Raw genomic sequence first — 25,352 nt, 5'->3', positions numbered from 1 at the left:
CGCCACAACCTGCTGTGGACCGCGGCGCCTCTCGCGGTCAGCCGGAGCGTACGCGGCCCCGCCAGCCCTGCACCGGCAGTCCGAACTTCGCGACCAGACGGTCGGTGAAGGGCGCCCCGGTGGTCTCCACCCCGAGCAGGCGGGCCAGCCGTACGGGCACCTCGCCCCTGCGGACCTCCACGCGGGCGCCGGGCGGGATGTCGAAGCGGCGGCGGCCGTCGCACCACAGCACACCGGCGCTGGTGTTGGGGAGGATCTCCAGCGCGAGCGTGGACTTCGGCGACACCACCATCGGCCGGGCGAACAGGGCGTGGGCGCTGTTGGGCACCAGGAGCAGCGCCTCCACCTCGGGCCAGACGACGGGACCGCCGGCGGAGAATGCGTACGCCGTCGATCCGGTGGGGGTCGCGCAGATCACGCCGTCGCACCCCCAGCGCGACAACGGGCGGCCGTCGATCTCCGCGACGACCTCCAGCATGCGGTCCTTCTTCTCGACCGACGCCTCGTTGAGCGCCCAGGTCCGCGCGAGCACCGAGCCGTTGAGGCGCACGACGGCCTCGATCGTCATGCGCTCCTCGACCTCGTAGCGGCCCTCGGCCACCAGGTCCACCACGGACGCCAGATCCTCCACCTCCGCCTCGGCGAGGAAGCCCACATGCCCCAGGTTCACGCCGAGCAGCGGCACCGCGGCCGGGCGGGCCAGTTCGGCGGCGCGCAGCAGCGTGCCGTCACCGCCCAGGACGATGATCAGCTCGGCCTCCTCCAGGGCAGCCCCGTTCTCCGGGACCACCTCGGCGTGGGCGCAGCCGAGCTCCTCGGCCTCCTCGTCGAGCACCCGGACGTTGATGCCCGCCTCGATCAGCCGTTCCATGACCAGGCGGGCGCTTCGCACGGCCGCCTCCCGGCCCGTGTGCGCCGTGACCAGGACGGTCCTCTTGGCGTCCGCCCGGTCGTCCGCCGCGCCGCCCGTGCTCATCGCGCTCATCGTCTCCACGCCTCGCCGCCCGCGCTCACCGGGGTCCCTCCGCGACCGCCGTGTCGATGGCCGCGTCCACGTCGGGCACGGGGTCGTGTCCCGGCCCCTTCCCGAGCCACAAAACGTATTCCACGTTCCCCGACGGTCCCGGCAACGGGCTCGCCGTCACGCCCTTCACCGTCAGGCCCATCGAGTCCGCCGCCACCGCGACGTCCCGCACGGCCTGCGCCCGCAGGTCCGGGTCGCGTACGACGCCTCCCGAGCCCACGCGCTCCTTGCCGACCTCGAACTGCGGCTTGACCAGCATCGCGAACTCCGCCGCCTCGGCCGCGCAGCGCACCAGGGCCGGGAGGACGAGCCGGAGGGAGATGAAGGACAGATCCCCGACGATCAGCGTCGGCGGCTCGCCCACCATGTCCGGGGTCAGGTCGCGGACGTTGACCCGCTCCATCACCGTGACCCGCTCGTCCGTGCGCAGCGACCAGGCGAGCTGGCCGTAGCCCACGTCGACCGCGAGCACGTGGGCGGCGCCGTGCCTGAGCAGCACGTCGGTGAAGCCGCCGGTCGAGGCTCCCGCGTCGAGGCACCGGCGCCCCTCGACGTGGAGCCCTTCGAACGCGCGCAGCGCGCCGAGCAGCTTGTGCGCGCCCCTGGACACGTAGTCGGGGCCCTCCGCCGTCTCGGCGACCACGATAGGGGCGGCGGTGTCCACCTGCGTGGCCGCCTTGCCCGCCACCCGGCCTCCGACGCTGACCCGGCCCGCCTCGATGAGCTGGGCCGCCTGCTCTCTGGACCGGGCGAGGCCGCGGCGTACGAGCTCGCTGTCGAGCCGGACGCGCTTCACCGGGCCCGCCCCGCCGCGCCGTCCCGTGCCGCCAGGACCGGCGTCCGCGTCCCTCTCGTGGCGTCCGCGGCCGCTCCCACGGCGCTCACCGGTCACTCTCCCGGCCGCCGTGGGCTTCGGGCTGCCGCCCGTCGGCATCCTCCACGGACGCGAGCACCGCTTCGAGGCCGGCGAGGACCTGTTCGAAGACGCCCACGTGCTCGGACACCGGCGCGTGAGCCAGCCGTCCGAGAGGCGACAACGCGGCCTGCACGCCGTCGGCGCCCGAGGCGAGGTGTTCCCCGGCCGCGATCCCGCTGTCCGTCATGGTCCCTTCCTGCTCCCGATCAGCTGCCCCGTCATACTTCCCTGCCACGCTTCCCCGCGCGCGGCCTCACGCCCGCGCCAGAGCTTCGGCCCGGCTCTCTCCGGACCGGCCCCGGAGGTCGCCGGACGGCGCACACGATCATGCCGCGTGGTCCCACCCGTACGAGCCCCTGCGGCGCTGGTCGCCTCGACGCTATCGGACCCCACCGACGATCGTGCGCCATCCGGCCGTTCCGCAGAGGACCGCGGGCCTTCCGCCGCGTGATCTCTCCTCAGGGACCTGAGGGAGGCCGTGCTCACCTCGCCGTCCCTTTGATTGCGAAATCTACGGCTCTCGGACCGCCGGCCTCGTGCCGTTGCCTTTCCATGACCCGCCGCGGATTTCGCGCAGGCCGCCCGTGGAAAGCTACTGTCGGTAGGTAGAGGGGAATCACATCGTCGACCTGTGATCCGTGCGCGGTTCACAAGGAGACATGGTCCGCGAAGAGACACGGTCCGTGAGGAGAAAGGCAGGCGCATGGCGACCGTCGAGGAATGCCGGGCGGCGCTGGACAGACTCGTCGAGCATTTTGACGAGATAAGCGAGGAGGACCGTGCCAAGCACGTGGTCGAACGCCGACTGGCCTGCCGGATCTCCGACCTCGGCGTGACCTTCTACGGTCGCATCCACCGGGGCGGGCTCGACCCCTTCAAGGAGGTGCCCCCGGAGGACGGCCGGCCCGCCGAGGTCAAGCTGACGCTCAAGAGCGAGGACCTGGTCTCGATGGTCAACGGCGAGCTCGACATGGGCCGCGCGCTGCTGGGCGGCCGGGTCAAGATCGACGCGAGCCTCGGCGATTTGCTGCGGCTGCGCAAGCTGCTCTGACGCAAGCCCCTCTGACCGCCTCCGCGCCGACCACGCCGAGCAGAGCGCGGGTCCTGACCGCGAAACGCGGCGTGTCCGAGCGGACGGGGGTCGCGGGGCGGCGGCCGTCGCGGCGCGCCGTGTCCGGCGCGTGTGCGCGAGGCGACGCCGCCACCGCGTCGGTCAGCGTCCGAGCCCTGCCAGGGCGGCCTTCACCGCGTCCTCGTCCGCCGGGCCGTCCCCCGCCGCCTCCCAGGTGGCGGCGCACCCCGCGCGCAGTCCCTCGACGGGGTCGCCCTCCCCGGTGAGCGCGAGCTTCCCGTCCTGCCACACGGCCGTCCACCCGCCGCAGGTCCAGCCGCCCGAGCCACGCCGTACGGGGACCACGGGGGCGTGCAGGCCGGACAGGTCGGCGGCGATGTGGGTGGGACGGTGATGGGGCGCGGCGGTGAGCACGTCGAGAGGACCGGCGACGCCGGTCAGCACGAGCAGGCTGTCGACACCGGCCCGGGTCGCGCCCTCGATGTCGGTGTCGAGCCGGTCGCCGACGATCAGCGGCCTCTCGGCGCGAGTGCGGATCATCGACTCGCGGTGCAACGGCGGCTCCGGCTTGCCCGCGACCACGGGTTCGACGCCGGTCGCGGTGGCGATCACACGGCTCATCGACCCGTTCCCCGGCTGCTCGCCCCGGCCCGTCGGCATGGTCGTGTCACCGTTGGCCGCGACGAACCACGCGCCCTGACGTACGGCGAGCGCCCCTTCGCAGAGCAGGCCGTAGGACAGATTGTCGGCGATGCCCTGCACCACGGCGGCGGGCGCGTCCAGGGCGGTGGTCACGGGGCGCAGGCCGTGCTCGCGCAGGGCCATCCGCAGTCCCATGCCGCCCACCACCAGGACGGCCGAGCCCGCCGGCACGTGCTCGGCGATCAGCCGGGCCGCCGCCTGCGCGGACGTCACCACGTCCTCCGGGGCGGCCGGAATGCCCAGATGGCTGAGGTGCTGGGCGATCGCCCCCGGCGTGCGGGACGCGTTGTTCGTCACGAACGCGAGCCGCACGCCCAGGTCCCGGGCCTTCACCAGCGCCTCCGGCGCGCAGGGGACCGCGTGTTTGCCGAGGTAGACGACGCCGTCGAGGTCGAGAAGCAGCGTGTCGTAGGCGTCCACGAGCACGCCGGTGGTTTCTGGCATGTCGGAAGTATGGCCTACGGTCACGCCCGCCTCGCCCGCAGCGTGGCCCTGACCTGCTTCAGTGCGGACACGTAGTGCCGCAGGTCCGGGCGCATCGCGACCGCCACCGCGAGGGGCTCCTGCGCTCCCTCGATGTCTCCGCTGCGCCACAGCGACAAGCCGAGCCCGAAGTAGGCGTAGTCCTCGGCGGGGTTGGCGTCGACGATCCAGCGGAAACTGCCCGCGGCCTCGTCGTAGCGCTTCGAGTTGAACTGGGCCCGGGCGAGAGCCTCGCGGATGCTGCGCGAGTCGGGCTCGGCCCGTGCGGCGTGCTCCAGGATCGCCGCCGCCGCGGCCGGACTGCCCTCTTCGAGCAGTTTCATGCCGCGCTTGAACCACTCATAGACGCCGCCGGAAGGCACACCGCCCGGATCATTGGAAGAAGCAGAGGCCTCGTTTCGTCCTTCGATCATGGGGTAAGCCCTCCTGCACTCCGATTTCACAAGCAACCGGGCACCGCAGCGTCGGGGAGTCCGGGCACTTATGGCAACATGCCCGGTATGGAGAGTTCTGAACGGGCGGGACTGGTGCTACGTCCGTTCCACGGCGTCCGTTACGCGGTGGACGATCTGGCCGCTGTCACCTCCCCGCCGTACGATCTCGTCTCCCCTGACGAACTGCGGGAACTGCTCAGTCGTCATCCGAACAACGCAGTGCGCCTGATCCTTCCCGGGATCAGCCACTACGGTGAGGCGAGCGCCACGTTGAGCGAGTGGCTCGCCGGCGGTGTGCTGACGGTCGACTCCCTGCCTGGCCTGTACGTGTACGAGCAGAGCGGGGTCGGTTTCCTGCAGCGGGGCCTGATCGGAGGCGTCGGGGTCGGGTCGACCTCGATCCTTCCGCACGAGAACGTCCTGCCGGAGCCCGTCGCCGACCGGCTCGCCCTGATGCGGGCCACGCAGGCCAACTTCGAGCCGATCTTCCTGTTGTACGAAGGCGGCGGCACCGCCTCCCGGCTCGTCGACGATGTGGCGACTCAGCGTTTCCCCCTCATGGACGTCCGGACCCGTGAGGGCGTGCACCACCGGCTCTGGGCGGTGACCGACCCCCACGAGATCGAAGCGGTCGCGGAGGACCTGCGTGATCGTCAGGCGCTGATCGCCGATGGTCACCACCGTTACGCCACCTATGAGGCGCTGCAGAAGGACCACATCGGGCCCGGCCCCTGGGACTACGGCCTGGCGTACCTGGTCGACTCCACGGTCTACCCGCCCGACCTCAGGGCCATCCACCGCGTCATCCCGGGGCTGCCCCTGGAGGAGGCCGCCGCCCGCTCCAAGGGCGCCTGGCAGGTCCACGAGTTCCCCCTGGTCGAGGACGCCCTCGCGGGGCTCGCCACAGCGACCGGTCCCGCCTTCGTGCTCGCCGGCGAGGGACCCGCCCATCTGCTGACGGATCCGGACCCGATGCAGGTCGAGCACGCCATGCCGTCCGGGCAGTCCTCACGGTGGCGGATGCTCGACACCTCGATCCTCACGACGTTCCTCCTGCCCAAGGTGTGGGGGATCACCGACAGCGAGCAGTCGGTGATGGTCGTGCACCACGACCCGCTCGCCGCCGTGGAGAGGGCGTGCCGGCTCGGCGGGACGGCGGTGCTGCTGAATCCGCTGTCCACGGAGGACGTCCTCACGGTCGCGGCGCAGGGCGAGCGGGTGCCGCGCAAGTCGACCTCGTTCGGCCCCAAGCCCCGTACGGGCCTGGTCATGCGGACCTTCGGCACTGACTGATCACCTCGTCGGCGGGCTCCGCCGAGACGGCGTCGTTCTGGTGCTCGCAGAACGACGGCTGCTCGCAGAACGACGGCGCCGGAGAGCCGACGGCCCGACCGCCAGAAGTGCCCGCCGGAAGGCCGGCGGGCTTCACCTCACGGCCAAGGGCGCCGGAGGACGCCTCGCCGCCAGGGAACGCCTCACCGCAGGAGGACGCGTCGTCGGTCGAACGTGCGTCGGCGATCTCAGTCGCATCACCGACGGCCTGACCGGCGTCAGAGGCGACGTCGTCATCGGCGTGGGGCTTTTTCCTGCGCGGCCTGCCGCGGGGCACGGCCGGTTCGACGCGGCGTGCCGTACGGACCTCGATCTCGTAGCGACTGCCGCCGCGCCACCAGCGGCGGCGCAGCGCGCCTTCCACCTCGACCAGATCATCGAGTTGCCAGCCGGCCAGCATGCCGCGCACGCCGTCGTCGAGCGTCGCGCACTCGATCGCGTCCGACCGCTGATGACCCGAGCGGCCTCCCGGCCTGCGGACCGCGAGACGCCACTGCGTCAGCAAGGCTCCGCTCGGCAGTTCCCGGTGTGCCGGCTCCATGGACAGCCGCCCGGCCAGCACCACCTCGTTGCGGTGCATGTGATCTCCTCTCTGCCGTGGAGATCACTATGCGTGACCAGGTTGGGCCGGCGCGGCCCTGAATGCCATTCTGTGAATACCGGTTCTAGTTTCAGGAGTGGGCTGTGGACAACGTGACTCCACTCGGCGGCGACGTCTACGAGATCGACACGCGAATGGCGGGCTATTCCGGCATCACCGCGGGCTATCTGATCCTCGGCGACCGCCCCTGCCTCGTCGAGACGGGCACCTCGACCTCGGCTCCCGTGGTCAGGGATGCCCTGTCCTCCCTCGGGGTGGGACCGGACGATCTCGCGACCGTCGTGGTCACCCACATCCACCTGGATCACGCCGGCGGCGTGGGGGACATCGCGAACTACTATCCGTCCGCGGAGATCGTCGTCCACGAGAAGGGCGCCCGCCATCTCGCCGATCCCTCCCGGCTCATGGCGAGCGCCAAGATGGTCTGGGGCGACAAGCTCGACGTACTGTTCGGCACTCTGGCGCCCACCGACGCGGCCCGTATCAGGGCACTGGGCGACACCGGGACGATCGACCTGGGCAACGGCCGCACCCTGGCGAGCCACTACTCTCCCGGCCACGCCAAACACCACGTGGGCCTGCTGGACTCGCTCACCGGTGACCTGTACGTGGGCGACGCCGCCGGCGTGTATCTGCCCGAGACCGGAGACCTGCGGCCCGCCACTCCGCCGCCGGACTTCGACCTCGACGTCGCCCTCGGCTCGATCGCGCTGTTCACGGCACTGAAGCCGCAGCGGCTGCTGTTCAGCCACTACGGACCGGTGGGGGACGTGCCCTCGACCCTCGAACGGTCGGCCGAGGAGCTCCGCATCTGGGTAGACCTCACCAGACGGGCCAGGGCCGAGGGACTCGACCTCGATCACGCCGTCGCCATGGTGCGCGATCGGACGCGGGAGCGGTACGCCGCGCTGCGCGCCGACGAGGCCACCGCCGAGCAGTTCGAGCTGCTGAGCGGCGCACCCTCGAACGTCGCGGGGATCATGCACTGGCTGGACCGCACCCCGCGCTGACTCCGGACCCCTGAACCACACGTGGAGGTGCGATCTCAGGGGGCGCGGCCTTCTCCCCGGGCAAAAGCAAACGGGCGCCGCCGAGGCGGCGCCCGTACGCAACATCAGGGCTGGCGCTTCACCTGATCCTCGGCGCCCTCGGGGTCGTCGAGCACGTCGCCGAAGTCCGGCTCGATGAACGCGGGGCCGAAGGACGGCGCGCTCTCCTTGTCGGAGGGCCGCCCGGCCACCTCATCGGCGTCGCGCGTCTCCTCTCCGGCCGGTGCCGGCGTCGCCTCCGGTGCCGTGGGTACGCCCGGTGCGGACACCTCGCCGGCCGAGGACGCCGCGGCCACATCGTCGCCCGCGGAGTCGCCGTCCGCCGGATCCGCGGCCGGATCGTCCTCGTCGGAGAGGTCGTCGTCCCCGGGGCTGCCGGGGAGGTCCGCCTCGGCCTCCTCGTCCTTGGCCGCCTCCCGGTTGCCCTCGTCGCCGATCTCCTCTTCGTCGTCGGCGAGGTCGTCCAGGAGGTCACCGGACTCGTCGTAGTCCTCCTCCAGGTCCTCGATGAGTCCGCCGGTCAGCTCGGCGTAGCGTTCGGCCGCATCGGTCTCGCCGTCCTCGTCGAACGCCATGGCACGGGCGAACCAGTCGGTCGCCGCCTCCTCGTGGCCCGCGTCGGCCAGAGCGTCCGCGTACGCGAAGGCGAGGCGTGCCGACCACGGCTTCGGCTGAGGGTCGCGCAGCTCCGGAACACGCTGCAGCGTGATCACGGCCGCGTCGTGCTGGCCGAGGTCGCGACGGGCCCCGGACTCCACGATGGCCAATTCGATCTTGCCCGCGCGGTCCAGCCGTTCGGCCTCACGCGACCGGACCAGGTCGAGCGCCCGCTCGGGCCGCCCGAGCCCCCGCTCGCAGTCCGCCATGATCGGCAGATACTCGTCCGAGCCGGTGATCCGTCGCGCCGCGCGAAGGTCGCCCAGCGCCTCGGCGTACTGGCCCGCGTGGTAGGCGGCGATTCCGGTCGCCTCGCGGACCACGCCGATCCTGCCCGCGAAGCGGCGGGCCACCTTGGCGTGCTCGTAGGCCTTCTCCGGCTCCTCCGCACTCAACGCACGGGCGGCCGCCACGAGATGACCGGCCACGAGGTCCGCCAGGTCGTTCGGCAACGAGCGAAGCTCCGCACGCGCCTCCCGGTCCAGCTCGTCCGGCGTGATGTCCGGGTCCAGCGGAGGAATCTCCTCCCGCGTCCTCGGCCTGCTCGGCTCGTCCGGCCTGCCGTAGCGGGACCGGCTGCCGCCCCGCTCGTCGCGGCTGAAGGGACGCGCCGCGCCGCGGTCTCCGCTGAACGGCCTGGACCCCTCACGGTCCCTGCCGAACGGCCGGGCATCGCGATCGCCGCCGAACTGGCGCGGTGGCCGGTCGCCGGAGCCCGGCTCACGCCCACGGAACGTCCGAGCCCCCTCCTCGCGGTCGCGGCCCGGACGTCGGTCGTCGCGATCACGGAAGGACCCTCCGGGCCTGTCTCCCGATGTACGGCGCGGCCTGTCGCGGAACGAGTCCCGGTCGCGGTAGCGGTCGCCCCCCGTGTCCTGCCGGTCCCCGTAGGGGCGCCTGGGCCTGTCCTCGCCACCCCTGCCGTCGCGGTCGCCGAACGAACGCCGCGGCCGCTCCTCGCCCCTGAAGGCTCGATCGGTGCCCCGGTCGCCACCTCGATCGCCGTACGGACGCCGGGGACGGTCCGGGCGCTCGTTTCCGCTTCCGCCCCTGTCGTCGCGGCCGTAACCGCGCTCCTGGTCCGTACGTCGCGGCGGGCGGCTGCCGAACCCGTCACGATCGCCGCGCTCATACCGAGGCGTGAAAGAGCGGCCTTCCCTGCTCTCCCGGCCCTCACGGCCGTCACGGCCCTCACGGCCGTCACGGCCCTCACGGCCGTCACGCTCGCGGAAGCCGTAGCGCCCGCCGAAACCACCACCCTGGCGCTGCGGGCGGTCTCCGTACCCGCCGCCTTCCCGCCGATCCGTGCGGCGCTCCCCGTACGGCCGGCTCCCGCGGTCGTCCGAGCGGGACGGGCGTCCGCCCCGTTCGTCGCGATCCCGGGAGCCCTGGCCGCCTCGGAAGTCGTCGCGGTCCCCGTACGAGCGGCGCGGCCGGTCGGTACGGAAGGCGTCCCGGTCCTGATAGACGCGCTCCTTGCGTCCTTCAGAGCCTCCGGCTTCCCTGCGTCCCTCGAAGCCGCCGCCGGCCCCACGCGGCCGGTCACCACCGCGCTCGAAGCTCCGCCCCCCGTCGCGCTCGAAGCTCCGCCCCCCGTCGCGGTCGCGGTATCCGCCGCGATCGTCGGTACGGCCACCCGCGCGATCTCCGCTGCCGAAGGGACGGCGACCGCGGTCATCCCGGTCACGGTAGCCACCGCGCCTGTCGCGATCCCCGTAGGAGCCGGTCGTCCTGTCGTCACGATCACGCGAACCGAACCGTCCCCCGGACGGTCCGCCCTGGTCGCCGTAGCCGCGCCTGTCGGACTGGAACGGGCGCTCGCCGCGGTCGCCGCGGTCGTTCCGGGAGCCTTCTCGCCGCTCTCCATAGCGGCCGCCGAAGCCGCCGCTTCCTCCGTTACCGCGGAATCCTCCGGCGCGCTCAGGCCGGTTTCTGCTCTCTTCGCGGTTGTCTCCGCCACGGCCCGCGCCGTCGCGCCCGTCTTCTCTGTTCACTTCTGTCCTCTGTTGCTTGCTCACCGCGTCCGGTTCGCCGGCCGCAGGGCTCTGTCTTCCCGCTGTCCTGACTATTGGGGATCCGCCCCATGCCCGATGAGTTCCAGGGAAGACATGTTGTTTTCGCCGCAGGTCCGCTGAGATCGCGTCCGCCGCAGCCTTCGCTTCTCGTCCGATGCGACGAAGGCCACCTGTGGTGGGTGGCCCGGCTCTGCCAGCCTAGCGCGCCGTCACCACCGCCCGGGCCTCGGCAGGAGCTTTCGTTCCCGCCGGCGCGGACTTCGGCGTGGCGAAGACATGGCCTCATAAATGCAAAAGGGCCATCCCAAACGGGATGGCCCTCCCACATAAAAGATTGTCCGGCGGTGTCCTACTCTCCCACACCGTCCCCGGTGCAGTACCATCGGCGCTGACAGGCTTAACTTCCGGGTTCGGAATGTAACCGGGTGTTTCCCTGCCGCTATGACCGCCGTAACCCCATGAAACACACAACCACCAAGCAATGGTTGCTGTCTCTGAGATCACATAGTGGACGCGAGCATATTATGGTCAAGTCCTCGGCCTATTAGTACCGGTCAGCTCCACGCATTACTACGCTTCCACTTCCGGCCTATCAACCCCATCATCTCTAGGGGGCCTTACCCACTCTCGTGGTGGGAGACCTCATCTTGAGGCGAGCTTCCCGCTTAGATGCTTTCAGCGGTTATCCCTACCGAACGTAGCCAACCAGCCGTGCTCCTGGCGGAACAACTGGCACACCAGAGGTTCGTCCGTCCCGGTCCTCTCGTACTAGGGACAGCCCCTCGCAAGTCTCCTGCGCGCGCAGCGGATAGGGACCGAACTGTCTCGCGACGTTCTAAACCCAGCTCGCGTACCGCTTTAATGGGCGAACAGCCCAACCCTTGGGACCTACTCCAGCCCCAGGATGCGACGAGCCGACATCGAGGTGCCAAACCATCCCGTCGATATGGACTCTTGGGGAAGATCAGCCTGTTATCCCCGGGGTACCTTTTAGCCGTTGAGCGACACCGCTTCCACACGCCGATGCCGGATCACTAGTCCCAGCTTTCGCTCCTGCTCGACCCGTCAGTCTCACAGTCAAGCTCCCTTGTGCACTTACACTCGACACCTGATTGCCAACCAGGCTGAGGGAACCTTTGGGCGCCTCCGTTACCTTTTAGGAGGCAACCGCCCCAGTTAAACTACCCACCAGACACTGTCCCCCACCCGGATTCACGGGCGCGGGTTAGACGTCCAAAACGACCAGAGTGGTATTTCACCAATGACTCCACCCTGACTAGCGTCAGAGCTTCCCAGTCTCCCACCTATCCTACACAAGACGCTCCAAACGCCAATGTCAAGCTGTAGTGAAGGTCCCGGGGTCTTTCCGTCCTGCTGCGCGAAACGAGCATCTTTACTCGTACTGCAATTTCACCGGGCCTGTGGTTGAGACAGCGGGGAAGTCGTTACGCCATTCGTGCAGGTCGGAACTTACCCGACAAGGAATTTCGCTACCTTAGGATGGTTATAGTTACCACCGCCGTTTACCGGCGCTTAAGTTCTCACCTTCGCACCCCGAAGAGTGCTAAGCGGTCCCCTTAACGTTCCGGCACCGGGCAGGCGTCAGTCCGTATACATCGTCTTACGACTTCGCACGGACCTGTGTTTTTAGTAAACAGTCGCTTCCCCCTGGCCACTGCGACCCCCACCAGCTCACGGAGCAAGTCCGATCACCAGTAAAGGTCCCCCTTCTCCCGAAGTTACGGGGGCAATTTGCCGAGTTCCTTAACCACAGTTCACCCGACCGCCTTGGTATTCTCTACCTGACCACCTGAGTCGGTTTCGGGTACGGGCCGCCGCGACACTCACTAGAGGCTTTTCTCGGCAGCATAGGATCACCCACTTCGCCACAATCGGCTCGGCATCACACCTCAGGCACATGAGAGACGGATTTGCCTATCTCTCGCCCTACATGCTTACCCCGGGACAACCACCGCCCGGGCTGGGCTACCTTCCTGCGTCACCCCATCGTTTACCTACTACCAGATCAGGCCAGGCGTTCAGCCTCACCCCAAACCCGAAGGCTCGAAGGACTTAAGGACCCTTAGTATCACTGGATTCGATATGGGCGCATCACAGCGGGTACGGGAATATCAACCCGTTGTCCATCGACTACGCCTGTCGGCCTCGCCTTAGGTCCCGACTTACCCTGGGCGGACGAACCTGCCCCAGGAACCCTTGGTCATTCGGCGCAGAAGATTCTCACTTCTGACTCGCTACTCATGCCTGCATTCTCACTCGCACGACCTCCACCACACGATCACTCGGCGGCTTCACCGGCTCGCACGACGCTCCCCTACCCACCACCAGCAAATGCCGGCGGTGCCACGACTTCGGCGGTGTACTTGAGCCCCGCTACATTGTCGGCGCAGAATCACTTGACCAGTGAGCTATTACGCACTCTTTCAAGGGTGGCTGCTTCTAAGCCAACCTCCTGGTTGTCACTGCGACTCCACATCCTTTCCCACTTAGCACACGCTTAGGGGCCTTAGTCGGTGATCTGGGCTGTTTCCCTCTCGACCACGGAGCTTATCCCCCGCAGTCTCACTGCCACGCTCAACTTACCGGCATTCGAAGTTTGGCTGACGTCAGTAACCTTGTCGGGCCCATCAGCCATCCAGAGCCCTACCTCCGGCAAGCAACACGCAACGCTGCACCTAAATGCATTTCGGGGAGAACCAGCTATCACGGAGTTTGATTGGCCTTTCACCCCTACACACAGGTCATCCCCCAGGTTTTCAACCCTGGTGGGTTCGGTCCTCCACGCAGTCTTACCCACGCTTCAACCTGCCCATGCGTAGATCACTCCGCTTCGGGTCTACAGCATGCGACTCAAACGCCCTATTCAGACTCGCTTTCGCTACGGCTCCCCCACACGGGTTAACCTCGCCACACACCATAACTCGCAGGCTCATTCTTCAAAAGGCACGCAGTCACATCACAGCCGCCCGAAGACGACTACGCTCCTACGGCTTGTAGGCACACGGTTTCAGGTACTATTTCACGACCCCTCACCGGGGCGCTTTTCACCTTTCCCTCACGGTACTCGTTCACTATCGGTCATCAGGAAGTATTTAGGCTTACCAGGTGGTCCTGGCAGATTCACACAGGATTTCTCGAGCCCCGTGCTACTCGGGAACACTCCCAACAGTCGGCAAAGTTTCGCCTACCCGGCTATCACGGTCTACGGCCGCCCTTCCCAGAGCGTTCGACTACCCCACCGATTTCTCACTGCCTGAAGAGACGGCGGTCTCCCCCGGAAGGTCCCACAACCCCGCACACGCAACGCCCGCCGGCTATCACACGCGCACGGTTTAGCCTCCTCCGCTTTCGCTCACCACTACTCACGGAATCACTAAATTGTTTTCTTCTCCTACGGGTACTGAGATGTTTCACTTCCCCGCGTTACCACCAACCGCCCTATACATTCAGGCGGAGGCAACACCACATGACTGGTGCTAGGTTTCCCCATTCGGACATCCCCGGATCAACGTCTGGTTGGCGACTCCCCGAGGCTTAACGCAGCCTCCCACGTCCTTCATCGGCTCCTGATGCCAAGGCATCCACCGTGTGCCCTAAATAACTTGGCCACAAAGATGCTCGCGTCCACTATGCAATTCACAAACAACAACCAGACAACCAGCCCACCCCACCACCAAACACCCGAACCCCACCCCCACAAAGGAGAGCAGCAGCCCCGGCCGGTATGGCAGGAGACCAGCCCTGGAAGAAACAAACCGCCCGCCGCACAGCGACGGGCAACGGTCCGTTCCCTCAGGACCCAACAGTGTGCCCAACCAGTCGACAACCCCCGGAACCCACGTTCCCACTCCGCACACGTGCGGCGGTACTAGCAGACCCGGCAACCACGACCGGCTGAATAACCAGTGCTCCACTAATGAGCGCACCAGGCAGGGAACGTTCGCCCCTGAACCCGGCATGGACCGGACTCGACACCACCACACGGACATCCGCGTGACAGCACCAACGAGCCGGCCAGATGCTCCTTAGAAAGGAGGTGATCCAGCCGCACCTTCCGGTACGGCTACCTTGTTACGACTTCGTCCCAATCGCCAGCCCCACCTTCGACCGCTCCCCCCACAAGTGGTTGGGCCACGGGCTTCGGGTGTTGCCGACTTTCGTGACGTGACGGGCGGTGTGTACAAGGCCCGGGAACGTATTCACCGCAGCGTTGCTGATCTGCGATTACTAGCGACTCCGACTTCATGGGGTCGAGTTGCAGACCCCAATCCGAACTGAGACCGGCTTTTAGGGATTCGCTCCACCTCACGGTATCGCAACCCTCTGTACCGGCCATTGTAGCATGTTTGCAGCCCAAGACATAAGGGGCATGATGACTTGACGTCATCCCCACCTTCCTCCGAGTTGACCCCGGCAGTCTCCCATGAGTCCCCACCACCCCAAAGGGCGTGCTGGCAACATGGAACAAGGGTTGCGCTCGTTGCGGGACTTAACCCAACATCTCACGACACGAGCTGACGACAGCCATGCACCACCTGTACACCAGTCCAAAGGAGGCACCCATCTCTGAGTGTTTCCGGTGTATGTCAAACCTTGGTAAGGTTCTTCGCGTTGCGTCGAATTAAGCAACATGCTCCGCCGCTTGTGCGGGCCCCCGTCAATTCCTTTGAGTTTTAGCCTTGCGGCCGTACTCCCCAGGCGGGGCGCTTAATGCGTTAGCTACGGCACAGGAATCGTGGAAGACCCCCACACCTAGCGCCCAACGTTTACAGCGTGGACTACCAGGGTATCTAATCCTGTTCGCTCCCCACGCTTTCGCTCCTCAGCGTCAGAACTGGCCCAGCAAGCCGCCTTCGCCACCGGTGTTCCTCCTGATATCTGCGCATTTCACCGCTACACCAGGAATTCCGCTTGCCCCTACCAGCCTCTAGCCTGCCCGTATCCACCGCAGACCCGTAGTTAAGCCACGGGCTTTCACGGCAGACGCGACAAGCCACCTACGAGCTCTTTACGCCCAATAATTCCGGACAACGCTCGCGCCCTACGTATTACCGCGGCTGCTGGCACGTAGTTAGCCGGCGCTTCTTCTACAGGTACACGTCAACTTCGTCCCTGCTGAAAGAGGTTTACAACCCGAAGGCCGTCATCCCCCACGCGGCGTCGCTGCGTCAGGCTTCCGCCCATTGCGCAATATTCCCCACTGCTGCCTCCCGTAGGAGTCTGGGCCGTGTCTCAGTCCCAGTGTGGCCGGTCGCCCTCTCAGGCCGGCTACCCGTCGTCGCCTTGGTAGGCCATCACCCCACCAACAAGCTGATAGGCCGCGAGCCCATCCCCAACCGAAAAAACTTTCCACACACAGACCATGCGACCGTGTGTCATATCCGGTATTAGACCCAGTTTCCCAGGCTTATCCCAGAGTCAGGGGCAGGTTACTCACGTGTTACTCACCCGTTCGCCGCTCGAGTACCCCGAAGGGCCTTTCCGCTCGACTTGCATGTGTTAAGCACGCCGCCAGCGTTCGTCCTGAGCCAGGATCAAACTCTCCAAACAATGCTTGAAGAAGAAATCTCTCTGGCCGGCACCCCCCGGCTAAGGAAAGGATGCCGTCAAAGGAATCCGTCACCGATGAAACCACCGGTCGACGGGGTCATGCATGATTCATGCACTGGCTTTTAGCACACTGTTGAGTTCTCAAGAAACGGACGCGACCACCATCACCCGAAACCCACCAGGGAGTCCCGAGATCCAGGGCGATGACTTCCGTTCGGCCGACTCTACGACGATCGCCGTACCGCAGACCTGGAGGGCCATGCGATCTCGGCCGATGCTCTTGTTAGAGTGACCACCCCTTTCGGGGCAACCACTCCATACTAAACCCTCGCCCGCCTCGCGTCAAACCTTTCGGTCTGGCCGCGCCACGAACGACCCGGACTCGACGCGGACGCCTCGTCTGGGTGGTTGTCAGAGTGGCTTGCCCGTCGGGTCCGGCCGCCTGTCGGCGTCCCGCTCTCCCGGGGGCGAAGAAAACATTAGGCAACCGGGACCCGACCGTCAAATCACGCCGAGATGGCCGAAACCCTAGGTCAGACGGGAACTTCCGGCGCCGGCCGCCCTCGACGCCATACGATTGTTACCTACGTCACAACAACTCTTGACCATGAAACAGCCGCCCCGGTCCGAGACCGAGGCGGCTGCTCTGCGGGAAAGGTCAGGCGACCTCGATGCCGCCGACCGTCTTCTTGCCCCTGCGCAGTACGAGGAATCGGCCGTGCAGCAGGTCGTCCGCCGAGGGCACGTAGTTCTCATCCGTGATCTTCACGTTGTTGAGGTAGGCCCCGCCCTCCTTGACGGCGCGGCGCGCCGCCGACTTCGACTCGACCAGACCGCTCTCGGCGAGTAGGTCGATGTACGAAGCGCCGAGGGACGGCACGGTCGCCTTGGGCACCTCGGCCAGCGCGGATTCGAGGGTCCGGGCATCAAGGTCCGTGAGCGATCCCTGGCCGAACAGCGCGCGCGAAGCGGCGATCACCCGGGCCAGCTCGTCGGAGCCGTGGACCAGAGTGGTCAGGTCCTCGGCCAGGGCGCGCTGTGCCTCGCGGGCCGCCGGCCGCTCAGCCACGGCCTTCTCCAGCTCCTCGATCTCCTCCCGTGTCCGGAAGGTGAAGACCTTCAGGAACCGCACAACATCGCGGTCGTCGGCGTTCAGCCAGAACTGGTAGAACGCGTACGGCGAGGTCAGCGCGGGATCGAGCCAGACCGCCCCGCCTGCCGTCTTGCCGAACTTCGTCCCGTCGGCCTTGGTGATCAGCTTGCCGGTGAGCGCGTGGACGTGGCCGCCCTCAACCCGGCGGATCAGATCGACACCCGCGGTGATGTTGCCCCACTGGTCGCTGCCACCGAGCTGCAGCGTGCATCCGTGCCGCCGGTACAGCTCCAGGTAGTCGTTGGCCTGAAGGATCTGGTAGCTGAACTCGGTGTAGCTGAGTCCTTCACCGGCCAGCCGGGCGGAGACCGACTCCCTTGCCAGCATGCGGTTGACGGGGAAGTGCTTGCCAACATCCCGGAGGAAGTCGATCGTCGACAGGTTCGCGGTCCAGTCGAGGTTGCTGACCAGCGTGGCCGCTGTCGGTCCCTCGTCGAAGGACAGGAACTTCTCGACCTGCACCCGAATTCGTGACACCCATTCGGCGACGATGTCGCTGGAGTTCAGCGCCCGCTCGGTGCTGCGGCCACTCGGGTCACCGATCAAACCGGTGGCGCCTCCGACCAGACCGATGGGCCGGTGACCCGCCCGCTGGAAGCGGGTCAGGATCAGCAGCGTGGCCAGGTTGCCCATGTGCAGCGAGGGCGCGGTCGGGTCGAAGCCCGCATACACGGTGATCGGACCGTCGGCCAGCGCCTTGCGCAGCGCGTCGATGTCGGTCGTCTGCGCGATCACGTCGCGCCACTCGAGCTCGTCGAGGATGTCAGCCATCTCCGACGTCGGCACGAGGTTGCCTGAAGTTGCGGTCACGGTCGTGGCTTTCGCTTATTGATGGTGGATGTACGGGCTTCCGTACAAGCCTGCCTGATCACGAAACCTTATCGCCACTTCATACCTGCGCGTCAGCTCGTGGCGCGGCCCCGGTGCCGGGGAACGTGAGCGCGGTACGGCGAGACGGTGGGGTCGCCGTCGATCCAGAACCTCCAGGGCGTCTCGGCTCCCGCCGACACGCCGGTGCGAGGACCTGTCCTGACCTGGCCCGGTGGCACGGGCCGGCCCTCGTGCACCTGGATCGGGCCGCCGGAGCAGCAGTCCGTCCCGTTGTGCTCCCGGACCAGGCCGAGTGCCACCGTGAGCCGGGCCGGTCCACGCGCGAGGTCGCGATCCGGGACGCGCCGCACCAGTCCCTCCAGGTCCGGGCCGTTGGCGTGCGGCATGCGCCGGACGCGCGCGGTGTGCACACCCGCGATCACCTCGCCGGCGCGTAACAGGACGGCCGAGCCGGTGCCCGCGGGCATGCACACGAGATTGGCGCAGTAGTGCATGCCATACGTGAAGTAGACGTAGAGGTGCCCCGGCGGCCCGAACATGACCGAGTTGCGCGGAGTGCGCCCCCGGTAGGTGTGGGAGGCCGGGTCCTGCCCCGGCCCGCCGTACGCCTCGACCTCGCTCAGACGCACCGCCACCGACCCGTGCACGACCACGCGGCCGAGCAGGTCGGGGGCGACCACGTCAGAAGGGCGGTCGAAGAAGTCGCGGCCGAGCGAGGCGCCCGCGACCTCCTCGATCAGTTCTCGTTCGCCCATGCCGCCTGACCGTCGACGACCTCCCGGAGGTTCGCGATCTGGTCGCGGACCCGGTCGGGGGCGGTGCCGCCGAAGGCGCTGCGGGCGGCCAGCGCGCCATGCACGTTCAGCACGTCACGGACGCTCGCACCGGTGGCGTCGACGGCGAAGTGCGGCGAGACCTTGGCCAGCTCGTCGTCGGTGAGCTCGCCGAGGTCCTTGTCGTTCACCTGGCACCACACCACCAGGTGGCCGACGGCCTCGTGCGCCTCACGGAACGGCACCCCGCGGCGGACCAGCAGTTCGGCGAGGTCGGTGGCCAGGGCGAAGCCGTCGGGCGCACTGGCCTCCAGCTTGGCCTTGTTCACGCGCATCGTGGAGACCATGCCCGACACGGCGGGGAGCACCAGGAGCAGGGTGTCGACCGCGTCGAACACCGGCTCCTTGTCCTCCTGCAGGTCGCGGTTGTAGGTGAGCGGCAGGCCCTTGAGGGTCGTCAGCAGCGACATGAGCGAACCGATCAGGCGACCGCTCTTGCCCCTGGCCAGCTCTGCGACGTCGGGGTTCTTCTTCTGCGGCATGATCGACGAGCCGGTGGAGTAGGCGTCGTCCACCTCGATCCACCGGAACTCCTGCGAGGCCCACAGCACGATCTCCTCGCCGAGCCGGGAGATGTGCACACCGATCAGCGCCGCGCAGAACAGGAACTCGGCCGCGAAGTCGCGGTCGGCGACGGCGTCCATCGAGTTCGGCGCGGGTGCGTCGAACCCGAGTTCGGCGGCGACGGCGGCGGGGTCGAGCGGCAGGGAGGAGCCGGCCAGCGCGCCCGAGCCGAGCGGCGAGACAGCCGCGCGCCTGTCCCAGTCCCGGAGGCGGTCCACGTCCCTGGTGATCGCGTGGACGTGGGCGAGAAGCTGGTGGCCGAACGACACGGGCTGGGCGTGCTGCAGGTGTGTCATGCCGGGCGCGGCGACCTCGGCGTTCTCCTCGGCCTGGCTGATCAGCGCCGTCTCCAGCTCGACGAGCCGGGAGACGATCATGCGGACGTGGTCGCGCAGGTAGAGTCGCAGGTCGGTGGCGATCTGGTCATTGCGGCTGCGGCCGGCGCGGAGCTTGCCGCCCAGCGAGCCGAGCCGTTCGAGCAGGCCGCGCTCCAGCGCCGTGTGCACGTCCTCGTCTGCCACGGTGGGGCGGAACTCCCCCGCCCGGCAGGCCCGGTCGAGGTCGTCGAGGGCGCTCAGCATGCGGTCGAGCTCCTCCTGCGTCAGCAGCCCGGCGCGGTGCAGCACGCGCGCGTGCGCGCGCGAGGCCAGCAGATCGTACGGCGCGAGCCGCCAGTCGAACTGCACGCTCACCGACAGGCGCGTGAGGGCGTCCGCGGGTCCCCCCTCGAACCTGCCACCCCAGAGCCGCATCGGCTTGTTGTCCGCCACCGTCTTCTCCCTCCGATGTTCGAGTCCCTGCCAAAAAATGACCGCGCGCCGTTCCCGCCCGGGGCCGTCGTACGTGGATCCTTGCGCCTTCTCCGGTTTTCTCGGATGAACCTGACGCGGATCCTTCACGCGGATCCTTTCGCGGGACTAATCCGCGACCTTAGCCGACGTACGCCCCGGTCCCTGCACCGGAACCGGGGCGTACACCGAGTGAATCAGGCCTGGCCGGCGTCCCGCGCGGCCGGGATTTCGTGGTGGTCCGTCGAGTACGGCGATCTCCTGCCGACGTCGATCGGCAGGCCCTTCTCCGACGCCCTCCGCGCCGGCCGTCCCGGCGAGGAAGGGGATGGCCGCCGCCATGCCGAGTCCGCCCGCGAGCGGACCCTGTCCGTCATGGTTCCTGCTTCTCGCTGCCGTGGTCACGGACCTCCACGGCGAGCTTGTGCCTGGTCACGTCGGGCGGGCGGCGGGTGGCCAGGTTGAGCAGGGTCTCCGCCAGCGCCTGCCCCCCGGTCGGGTCACGGCTGATGACAAGGATCGTGTCGTCGCCGGCCACCGTGCCGAGGATGGACTCCCAGCCCGCGTGGTCGATCGCCGAGGCGAGGAACTGTGCCGCTCCCGGCGGCGTCCGCAGGATCACCAGGTTGGCCGACGCCTCGGCCGACACCAGGAGCTCCTCCGCGATTCTCCGCAGCCGCGCGTCGGGGTTCTCCTGCAAGCCGTTCGCGGCACCGGTCCGGTAGAGCGGTATCCGTCCCCCGCCCTCGCCGGGCAGCGCGTAGACCAGCGTGCCGTCGTCGGCCCGCAGCTTCAGCGCGCCCAGCTCGTCGAGATCGCGGGAGAGCGTGGCCTGGGTGACCTCCACTCCCTGCTCCGCCAGGAGCTTGGCCAGCTCGGGCTGCGAGCGGACCTTGTGCCTGGTCAGCAGCTCCACGATGCGTGCGTGCCGGGCCGCCTTGGTCAGCGGGATGGTCACGACCCCTCCGCACCCCGCGTCGCCAGCCAGTGCAGCAGCGCCTTCTGGGCGTGCAGCCGGTTCTCCGCCTGGTCCCACACCACGCTGTGCGGCCCGTCGATGACGTCCGCGGCGATCTCCAGCCCCCGGTACGCCGGGAGGCAGTGGAGCACGATCGCGTCCGAGTCCGCCAGGCCGAGCAGAGCCGTGGTCACCTGGTAGGAGGCGAAGGCCGCGACCCGCTCGTCCTTGCCGTCCTGGCCCATGGACACCCAGGTGTCGGTCGCGACGACATGCGCCCCGGCCACCGCGGCCTCCGGATCGCTCACCGCCGTGACCGATCCGCCCGTGGCCGCCGCGATCTCGGCCGCCCGCTCCATGACCAGGGCGTCGGGCAGGTAGCCCACCGGCGCCCCGATCCGGACGTGCATGCCGGCCGTGGCCCCGCCCAGCAGGTAGGAGTGGGCCATGTTGTTGGCGCCGTCGCCGAGGTAGGCGAGCGTGAGGCCCCGAGGCGAGCCCTTGTGCTCCCGGATCGTCTGCAGGTCGGCGAGGATCTGGCAGGGGTGGAACTCGTCGGTCAGCGCGTTCACCACCGGCACCGACGAGTGGGCCGCCATCGCCTCGATGCGCTCCTGGCCCGCCGTCCGCCACACGATCGCCGCGACCTGCCGGGACAGCACCCGCGCGGTGTCCTCGATCGGCTCGCCGCGTCCCATCTGCGACGTGCCGCGGTCCATGAGCAGCGGCTGGCCGCCCAGCTCCGCGACACCGACGGTGAAGGAGACCCGGGTGCGGGTGGAGGGCTTGTCGAAGAGCACGGCGACCGTGCGGGGGCCCTCGAAAGGCCGGTAGCCGAACCGGTCCTTCTTCATCGCCTCGGCGAGGTCGAGCACCTGCGCCTGCTCCTCCGGCGACAGGTCGTCGTCGCGCAGGAAGTGTCTCACCCGCGCCGGGTCCGCGCCCTGCCTCACCCGCGCCGGGTCCGCGCCCTGCCTCACCCGCCCCATATGACCGCCCCGGCGCGGGTCGGCGGCGGGGTTCACGTGGTCGTTCTCAGGCATCTGCGGCCTCCAGGATGCCGGGCAGCGCGTCGAGGAAGGTCTGCACGTCGGACTCGGTGATCACAAGCGGCGGCGCGAGCCGTACCGCATCGGGTTGAAGGGCGTTGACGAGGAACCCGGCCTCCTGAGCCGCCGCCTGCACCTGCGCCGACTTCGGCGCCGTGAGCACGGCGGCCAGCCAGAGCCCGCGACCCCTGACCCCCTTGAGCAACGGATGCCGCACGGCGGCGATGCCCTCGGACAGCAGCGCCCCCACCTTCACGACGTTGCCGAGCAGTCCGTCGCGCTCGATCGTGTCCAGCACGGCGAGCGCCGCCGCGCACGAGACCGGGTTGCCGCCGAAGGTCGAGCCGTGGTCGCCCTTGGCGAACACCTCGCCGGCCTCGCCGAAGCCGATGCAGGCGCCGATCGGCAGTCCTCCGCCGAGGCCCTTGGCCAGCGTCAGGACGTCGGGGACGACCCCCTCCGCCTGGTGGGCGAACCAGTGCCCGGTGCGGCCGATGGCCGACTGGATCTCGTCTGCCACGAGCAGCGCCCCCGCCGAGGAGCAGATCTCCCTGGCGGTGCGGAAATAGCCGCCGGGCGGCGGTATGACACCCGCCTCGCCCTGGGTGGGCTCCAGGAAGACCGCGGCGCAGTCCTCGGTCACCGCGTTCTTGAGCGCGTCCGCGTCGCCGTACGGGACGAACCTGACGTCGAGCGGGAACGGCCCGAACTGGTCGCGGATCGAGGGCTTGCCCGTCAGTGACAGCGCGCCGAGCGTGCGGCCGTGGAAGCCGTTCTCCATTGCCACCATGTAGCCGCGGCCGTGGGTCCTGCCGTATTTGATGGCGATCTTGACTGCCGCCTCGTTGGCCTCCGTGCCGGAGTTGGCGAGGAAGATCCGCGCGGGCTCCCCGAGCAGGGCGAGCAGCTTCTCGGCGAGCAGCACCTCGGGCTCGTGCAGGTACAGGTTCGAGCTGTGGGCGAGGGTGGCCACCTGCCGGGACACCGCCTCGACCAGGGCCGGGTGGTTGTGCCCGAGCGAGGTCACCGCGATGCCGCCGATGAGGTCGAGGTAGCGGCGCCCGTCCACGTCCCAGACGGCGCAGCCCTCACCGCGAGCGAGGGCGACGGGCGGCACCCCGTAGTTGTGCATGAACGCCGCCTCGAAGCGTCCGCGCAGTGCGTCGTTGATGGTCACCTGGCAACCTCCCCGTTCGCGGCACCGTCCGCCGTCGCCCCGATCCCGTCCCGCACCGCCGGGACGGCGTCGTCGGGCTCGACCATCGTCCCGATGCCCTCGTCGGTGAAGACCTCCAGCAGCAGCGCGTGCGGCACCCGCCCATCGAGCACGTGGGCCTGTGGGACGCCACCACGCACGGCGGCCAGGCATGCCCCCATCTTCGGCACCATGCCACTGGACAGCGACGGCAGCAACGCGGCGAGTTCGGACGCACTGATCCGGCTGACGACTTCCTCACCCGAGCCTGATTCCCCGCCTTCGACAGGAGGTTGCCAGTCGGCGTACAGCCCCTCGACGTCGGTGAGGACGATCAGCTTCGACGCCTGGAGCGCCACGGCGAGAGCGGCCGCGGCGGTGTCGGCGTTGACGTTGTAGATCCCGCCGTCCTCGCCGCGGGCCACGGACGACACCACCGGGATGCGGCCGTCGTCCAGCAGGGCCCGCACGGCTCCGGCCTCGACCCGGACGATCTCCCCGACCTGGCCGATGTCCACCTTGACGCCGTCCACGACCACGTGCTTGCGCTCGGCGGTGAACAGGTGAGCGTCCTCGCCGGACATCCCGACCGCGAACGGCCCGTGCCCGTTGATCAGTCCGACCACGTCGCGGTTGACCTGACCGACCAGGACCATCCGGACGACCTGCATCGCCTCGGGCGTGGTCACCCGCAGCCCGGACACGAAGTGACTGTCGATCCCGAGCAGGTCGAGGTGCGACTGGATCTGCGGGCCGCCGCCGTGCACGATCACCGGCCGCAGCCCCGCGTAGCGCAGGAACACCACGTCGGCCGCGAACTTGGCCCGCAGGTGCTCCTCCGTCATCGCGTTGCCGCCGTACTTGATGACGACGGTCGCGCCGTGGAAGCGCGCCAGCCAGGGCAGCGCCTCGATCAGGGTGTGCGCCTTGTCCAGGGCGCCGTTCCGCCTGACGTTCATGACGCGTACGCCGAGTTCTCGTGCACGTACGCCGCCGTGAGGTCGGTGGTGTGCACGGTCGCGGTGTGCGGGCCGGCGGACAGGTCGATGGTGATGGTCACGTCGCGGGGCCGCAGGTCGACCTTGGCGCGGTCGTCCCCCGCCGCGCCGCCGCGGCAGATCCAGATGCCGTTGACCGCCACGTTGACCCGTTCGGCGTCGAACACGGCGTCGGTGGTGCCGACCGCGCTGACCACCCGGCCCCAGTTGGGGTCCTCGCCGTGGATCGCGCACTTGAGCAGGTTCGAGCGGGCGACCGCCCGGCCCACCGTCACCGCGTCCTCCTCCGACGCCGCGCCGACGACCTCGATGGCGATCGCCTTCGAGGCGCCCTCGGCGTCGACCAGAAGCTGCCGGGCCAGGTCCGCACAGACGGCGGTGACGACCTTCTCGAACTCGGCGAGGTCGGGGCGCACGCCCGACGCGCCGCTCGCGAGCAGCAGCACGGTGTCGTTGGTCGACATGCAGCCGTCGGTGTCGAGCCGGTCGAACGTCGCGGAGGTCGCCCTGCGCAGCACCGTGTCGAGTTCCTCGGATGTGAGGTCGGCGTCGGTGGTCAGCACGCACAGCATCGTGGCGAGCGCGGGTGCGAGCATCCCGGCGCCCTTGGCCATGCCGCCCACCATGTAGCCGTTATCGCCGCGGCGGAAAGAGATCTTGCTGACGGTGTCGGTGGTCCGGATGGCGTCGGCCGCCGCGAGGCCGCCATCGCGGCTGAGCTGGGCGGCCGCGGTCCCCACGCCGCCGAGCAGCGCGTCCATCGGCAGCCGCTCGCCGATCAGGCCGGTGGAGCAGACCGCGATCTCGGCCGCGGAGTCGTCCAGGACCTCCGCCACCTTCTCGGCGGTGGCATGGGTGTCCTGGAAGCCCAGCGGGCCTGTGCAGGCGTTGGCGCCGCCGGAGTTGAGGACGACGGCCCTGACCCGGCCGCCGTTGAGGACCTCAGCCGACCACAGGACGGGCGCGGCCTTGAAGCGGTTGCGGGTGAAGACGCCGGCCGCGGCACGCGAGGGGCCGTCGTTGACGACCAGGGCCAGGTCGCGGGCGCCGCCGCTCTTGATCCCGGCGGCGACTCCTGCGGCGCGGAAGCCCAGCGGTGCGGTCACGCTCATGCGCGCTCCTCACAG

Annotated in this window: 19 protein-coding genes and 3 rRNA genes; 3 read left to right on the top strand and 19 right to left on the bottom strand. The window is 68.7% G+C overall.

The features are described from left to right. Positions 1–37: 37 nt before the first annotated feature. From ACQEVJ_RS15980 to ACQEVJ_RS15970, 3 genes are all read right to left on the bottom strand, one after another. Complete coding sequence (locus ACQEVJ_RS15980; RefSeq protein WP_433101618.1) at positions 38–985, bottom strand: NAD kinase; 948 nt, start codon at positions 983–985, stop codon at positions 38–40. Positions 986–1,010: 25 nt separating this feature from the next. Continuing rightward, positions 1,011–1,820 carry a TlyA family RNA methyltransferase gene (locus ACQEVJ_RS15975; protein WP_433101616.1) on the bottom strand — a complete coding sequence of 270 codons (810 nt, stop codon included), beginning with the start codon at positions 1,818–1,820 and terminating at the stop codon, positions 1,011–1,013. Between the two features lie 85 nt (positions 1,821–1,905). Then, positions 1,906–2,127: a hypothetical protein gene (locus tag ACQEVJ_RS15970; RefSeq protein ID WP_433101614.1), complete on the bottom strand. Its 222-nt coding sequence runs from the start codon at positions 2,125–2,127 to the stop codon at positions 1,906–1,908. Between the two features lie 516 nt (positions 2,128–2,643). On the opposite strand from ACQEVJ_RS15970, the gene ACQEVJ_RS15965 reads away from it, so the two are divergent. Beyond that, on the top strand, positions 2,644–2,991 hold the full coding sequence (locus tag ACQEVJ_RS15965) for an SCP2 sterol-binding domain-containing protein (RefSeq protein ID WP_433101612.1): 348 nt from the start codon (positions 2,644–2,646) through the stop codon (positions 2,989–2,991). A 162-nt stretch (positions 2,992–3,153) separates the two neighbouring features. Here the strand turns inward: ACQEVJ_RS15965 and ACQEVJ_RS15960 are convergent, their stop codons facing one another. Both ACQEVJ_RS15960 and ACQEVJ_RS15955 read right to left on the bottom strand, forming a co-directional pair. Further along, entirely contained in the window at positions 3,154–4,158 is a 1,005-nt protein-coding gene (locus ACQEVJ_RS15960) for an HAD-IIA family hydrolase (protein WP_433101610.1), read from the bottom strand. Between the two features lie 20 nt (positions 4,159–4,178). Then, entirely contained in the window at positions 4,179–4,520 is a 342-nt protein-coding gene (locus tag ACQEVJ_RS15955; RefSeq protein ID WP_433101608.1) for a tetratricopeptide repeat protein, read from the bottom strand. 177 nt (positions 4,521–4,697) lie between these two features. On the opposite strand from ACQEVJ_RS15955, the gene ACQEVJ_RS15950 reads away from it, so the two are divergent. Then, on the top strand, positions 4,698–5,924 hold the full coding sequence (locus ACQEVJ_RS15950; protein ID WP_433101606.1) for a DUF1015 family protein: 1,227 nt from the start codon (positions 4,698–4,700) through the stop codon (positions 5,922–5,924). On the opposite strand, the gene ACQEVJ_RS15945 is transcribed toward ACQEVJ_RS15950, so the two are convergent. Next, entirely contained in the window at positions 5,899–6,543 is a 645-nt protein-coding gene (locus ACQEVJ_RS15945) for a hypothetical protein (protein ID WP_433101604.1), read from the bottom strand. The two genes, ACQEVJ_RS15950 and ACQEVJ_RS15945, sit on opposite strands and share 26 nt — an antisense overlap. Positions 6,544–6,647: 104 nt before the next feature. Between ACQEVJ_RS15945 and ACQEVJ_RS15940 the strand changes: the two genes are divergently transcribed. Next, positions 6,648–7,574 (top strand): MBL fold metallo-hydrolase, encoded by a 927-nt coding sequence (locus ACQEVJ_RS15940; RefSeq protein ID WP_433101602.1) that lies wholly within the window; start codon positions 6,648–6,650, stop codon positions 7,572–7,574. Between the two features lie 104 nt (positions 7,575–7,678). Here the strand turns inward: ACQEVJ_RS15940 and ACQEVJ_RS15935 are convergent, their stop codons facing one another. The 13 genes from ACQEVJ_RS15935 to argJ all read right to left on the bottom strand — a co-directional run bounded on the left by ACQEVJ_RS15935 (position 7,679) and on the right by argJ (position 25,337). Then, on the bottom strand, positions 7,679–10,264 hold the full coding sequence (locus ACQEVJ_RS15935) for a hypothetical protein (RefSeq protein WP_433101600.1): 2,586 nt from the start codon (positions 10,262–10,264) through the stop codon (positions 7,679–7,681). 357 nt (positions 10,265–10,621) lie between these two features. Further along, positions 10,622–10,738 (bottom strand): 5S ribosomal RNA (rrf, locus tag ACQEVJ_RS15930). A 71-nt stretch (positions 10,739–10,809) separates the two neighbouring features. Next, positions 10,810–13,914, bottom strand: a 23S ribosomal RNA gene (locus ACQEVJ_RS15925). A gap of 421 nt (positions 13,915–14,335) precedes the next feature. Next, a 16S ribosomal RNA gene (locus ACQEVJ_RS15920) occupies positions 14,336–15,856 on the bottom strand. Together the 16S, 23S and 5S rRNA genes form the textbook arrangement of a ribosomal RNA operon. Positions 15,857–16,514: 658 nt before the next feature. Then, positions 16,515–17,780, bottom strand: coding sequence for a tyrosine--tRNA ligase (gene tyrS / locus ACQEVJ_RS15915; protein ID WP_433112769.1), 1,266 nt, complete (start codon positions 17,778–17,780; stop codon positions 16,515–16,517). A 131-nt stretch (positions 17,781–17,911) separates the two neighbouring features. Beyond that, the gene (locus tag ACQEVJ_RS15910) at positions 17,912–18,595 is read right to left on the bottom strand and encodes a DNA-3-methyladenine glycosylase (RefSeq protein ID WP_433101598.1); all 684 of its coding nucleotides are present in this window, start codon (positions 18,593–18,595) and stop codon (positions 17,912–17,914) included. Continuing rightward, complete coding sequence (gene argH / locus ACQEVJ_RS15905) at positions 18,577–19,989, bottom strand: argininosuccinate lyase (protein ID WP_433112766.1); 1,413 nt, start codon at positions 19,987–19,989, stop codon at positions 18,577–18,579. Before argH ends, ACQEVJ_RS15910 begins: the two co-directional genes overlap by 19 nt. A 233-nt stretch (positions 19,990–20,222) precedes the next feature. Continuing rightward, positions 20,223–20,402 (bottom strand): hypothetical protein, encoded by a 180-nt coding sequence (locus ACQEVJ_RS15900; RefSeq protein WP_433101596.1) that lies wholly within the window; start codon positions 20,400–20,402, stop codon positions 20,223–20,225. After that, complete coding sequence (locus ACQEVJ_RS15895; RefSeq protein ID WP_433101594.1) at positions 20,399–20,983, bottom strand: arginine repressor; 585 nt, start codon at positions 20,981–20,983, stop codon at positions 20,399–20,401. The genes ACQEVJ_RS15900 and ACQEVJ_RS15895 overlap by 4 nt, the downstream gene beginning before the upstream one ends. After that, on the bottom strand, positions 20,980–21,972 hold the full coding sequence (gene argF, locus ACQEVJ_RS15890) for an ornithine carbamoyltransferase (protein WP_433112763.1): 993 nt from the start codon (positions 21,970–21,972) through the stop codon (positions 20,980–20,982). Before argF ends, ACQEVJ_RS15895 begins: the two co-directional genes overlap by 4 nt. 46 nt (positions 21,973–22,018) lie before the next feature. Continuing rightward, complete coding sequence (locus tag ACQEVJ_RS15885) at positions 22,019–23,164, bottom strand: acetylornithine transaminase (protein WP_433112760.1); 1,146 nt, start codon at positions 23,162–23,164, stop codon at positions 22,019–22,021. Positions 23,165–23,205: 41 nt separating this feature from the next. Further along, positions 23,206–24,186 carry an acetylglutamate kinase gene (gene argB / locus ACQEVJ_RS15880; protein ID WP_433101592.1) on the bottom strand — a complete coding sequence of 327 codons (981 nt, stop codon included), beginning with the start codon at positions 24,184–24,186 and terminating at the stop codon, positions 23,206–23,208. Further along, positions 24,183–25,337: a bifunctional glutamate N-acetyltransferase/amino-acid acetyltransferase ArgJ gene (gene argJ, locus ACQEVJ_RS15875; RefSeq protein WP_433101590.1), complete on the bottom strand. Its 1,155-nt coding sequence runs from the start codon at positions 25,335–25,337 to the stop codon at positions 24,183–24,185. Before argJ ends, argB begins: the two co-directional genes overlap by 4 nt. Positions 25,338–25,352 lie beyond the last annotated feature (15 nt).

It is taken from the genome of Microbispora sp. CA-102843 (genome assembly GCF_050936215.1).
Lineage (GTDB): Bacteria > Actinomycetota > Actinomycetes > Streptosporangiales > Streptosporangiaceae > Microbispora.
This window is presented reverse-complemented; position numbering and strand designations above follow the sequence as displayed.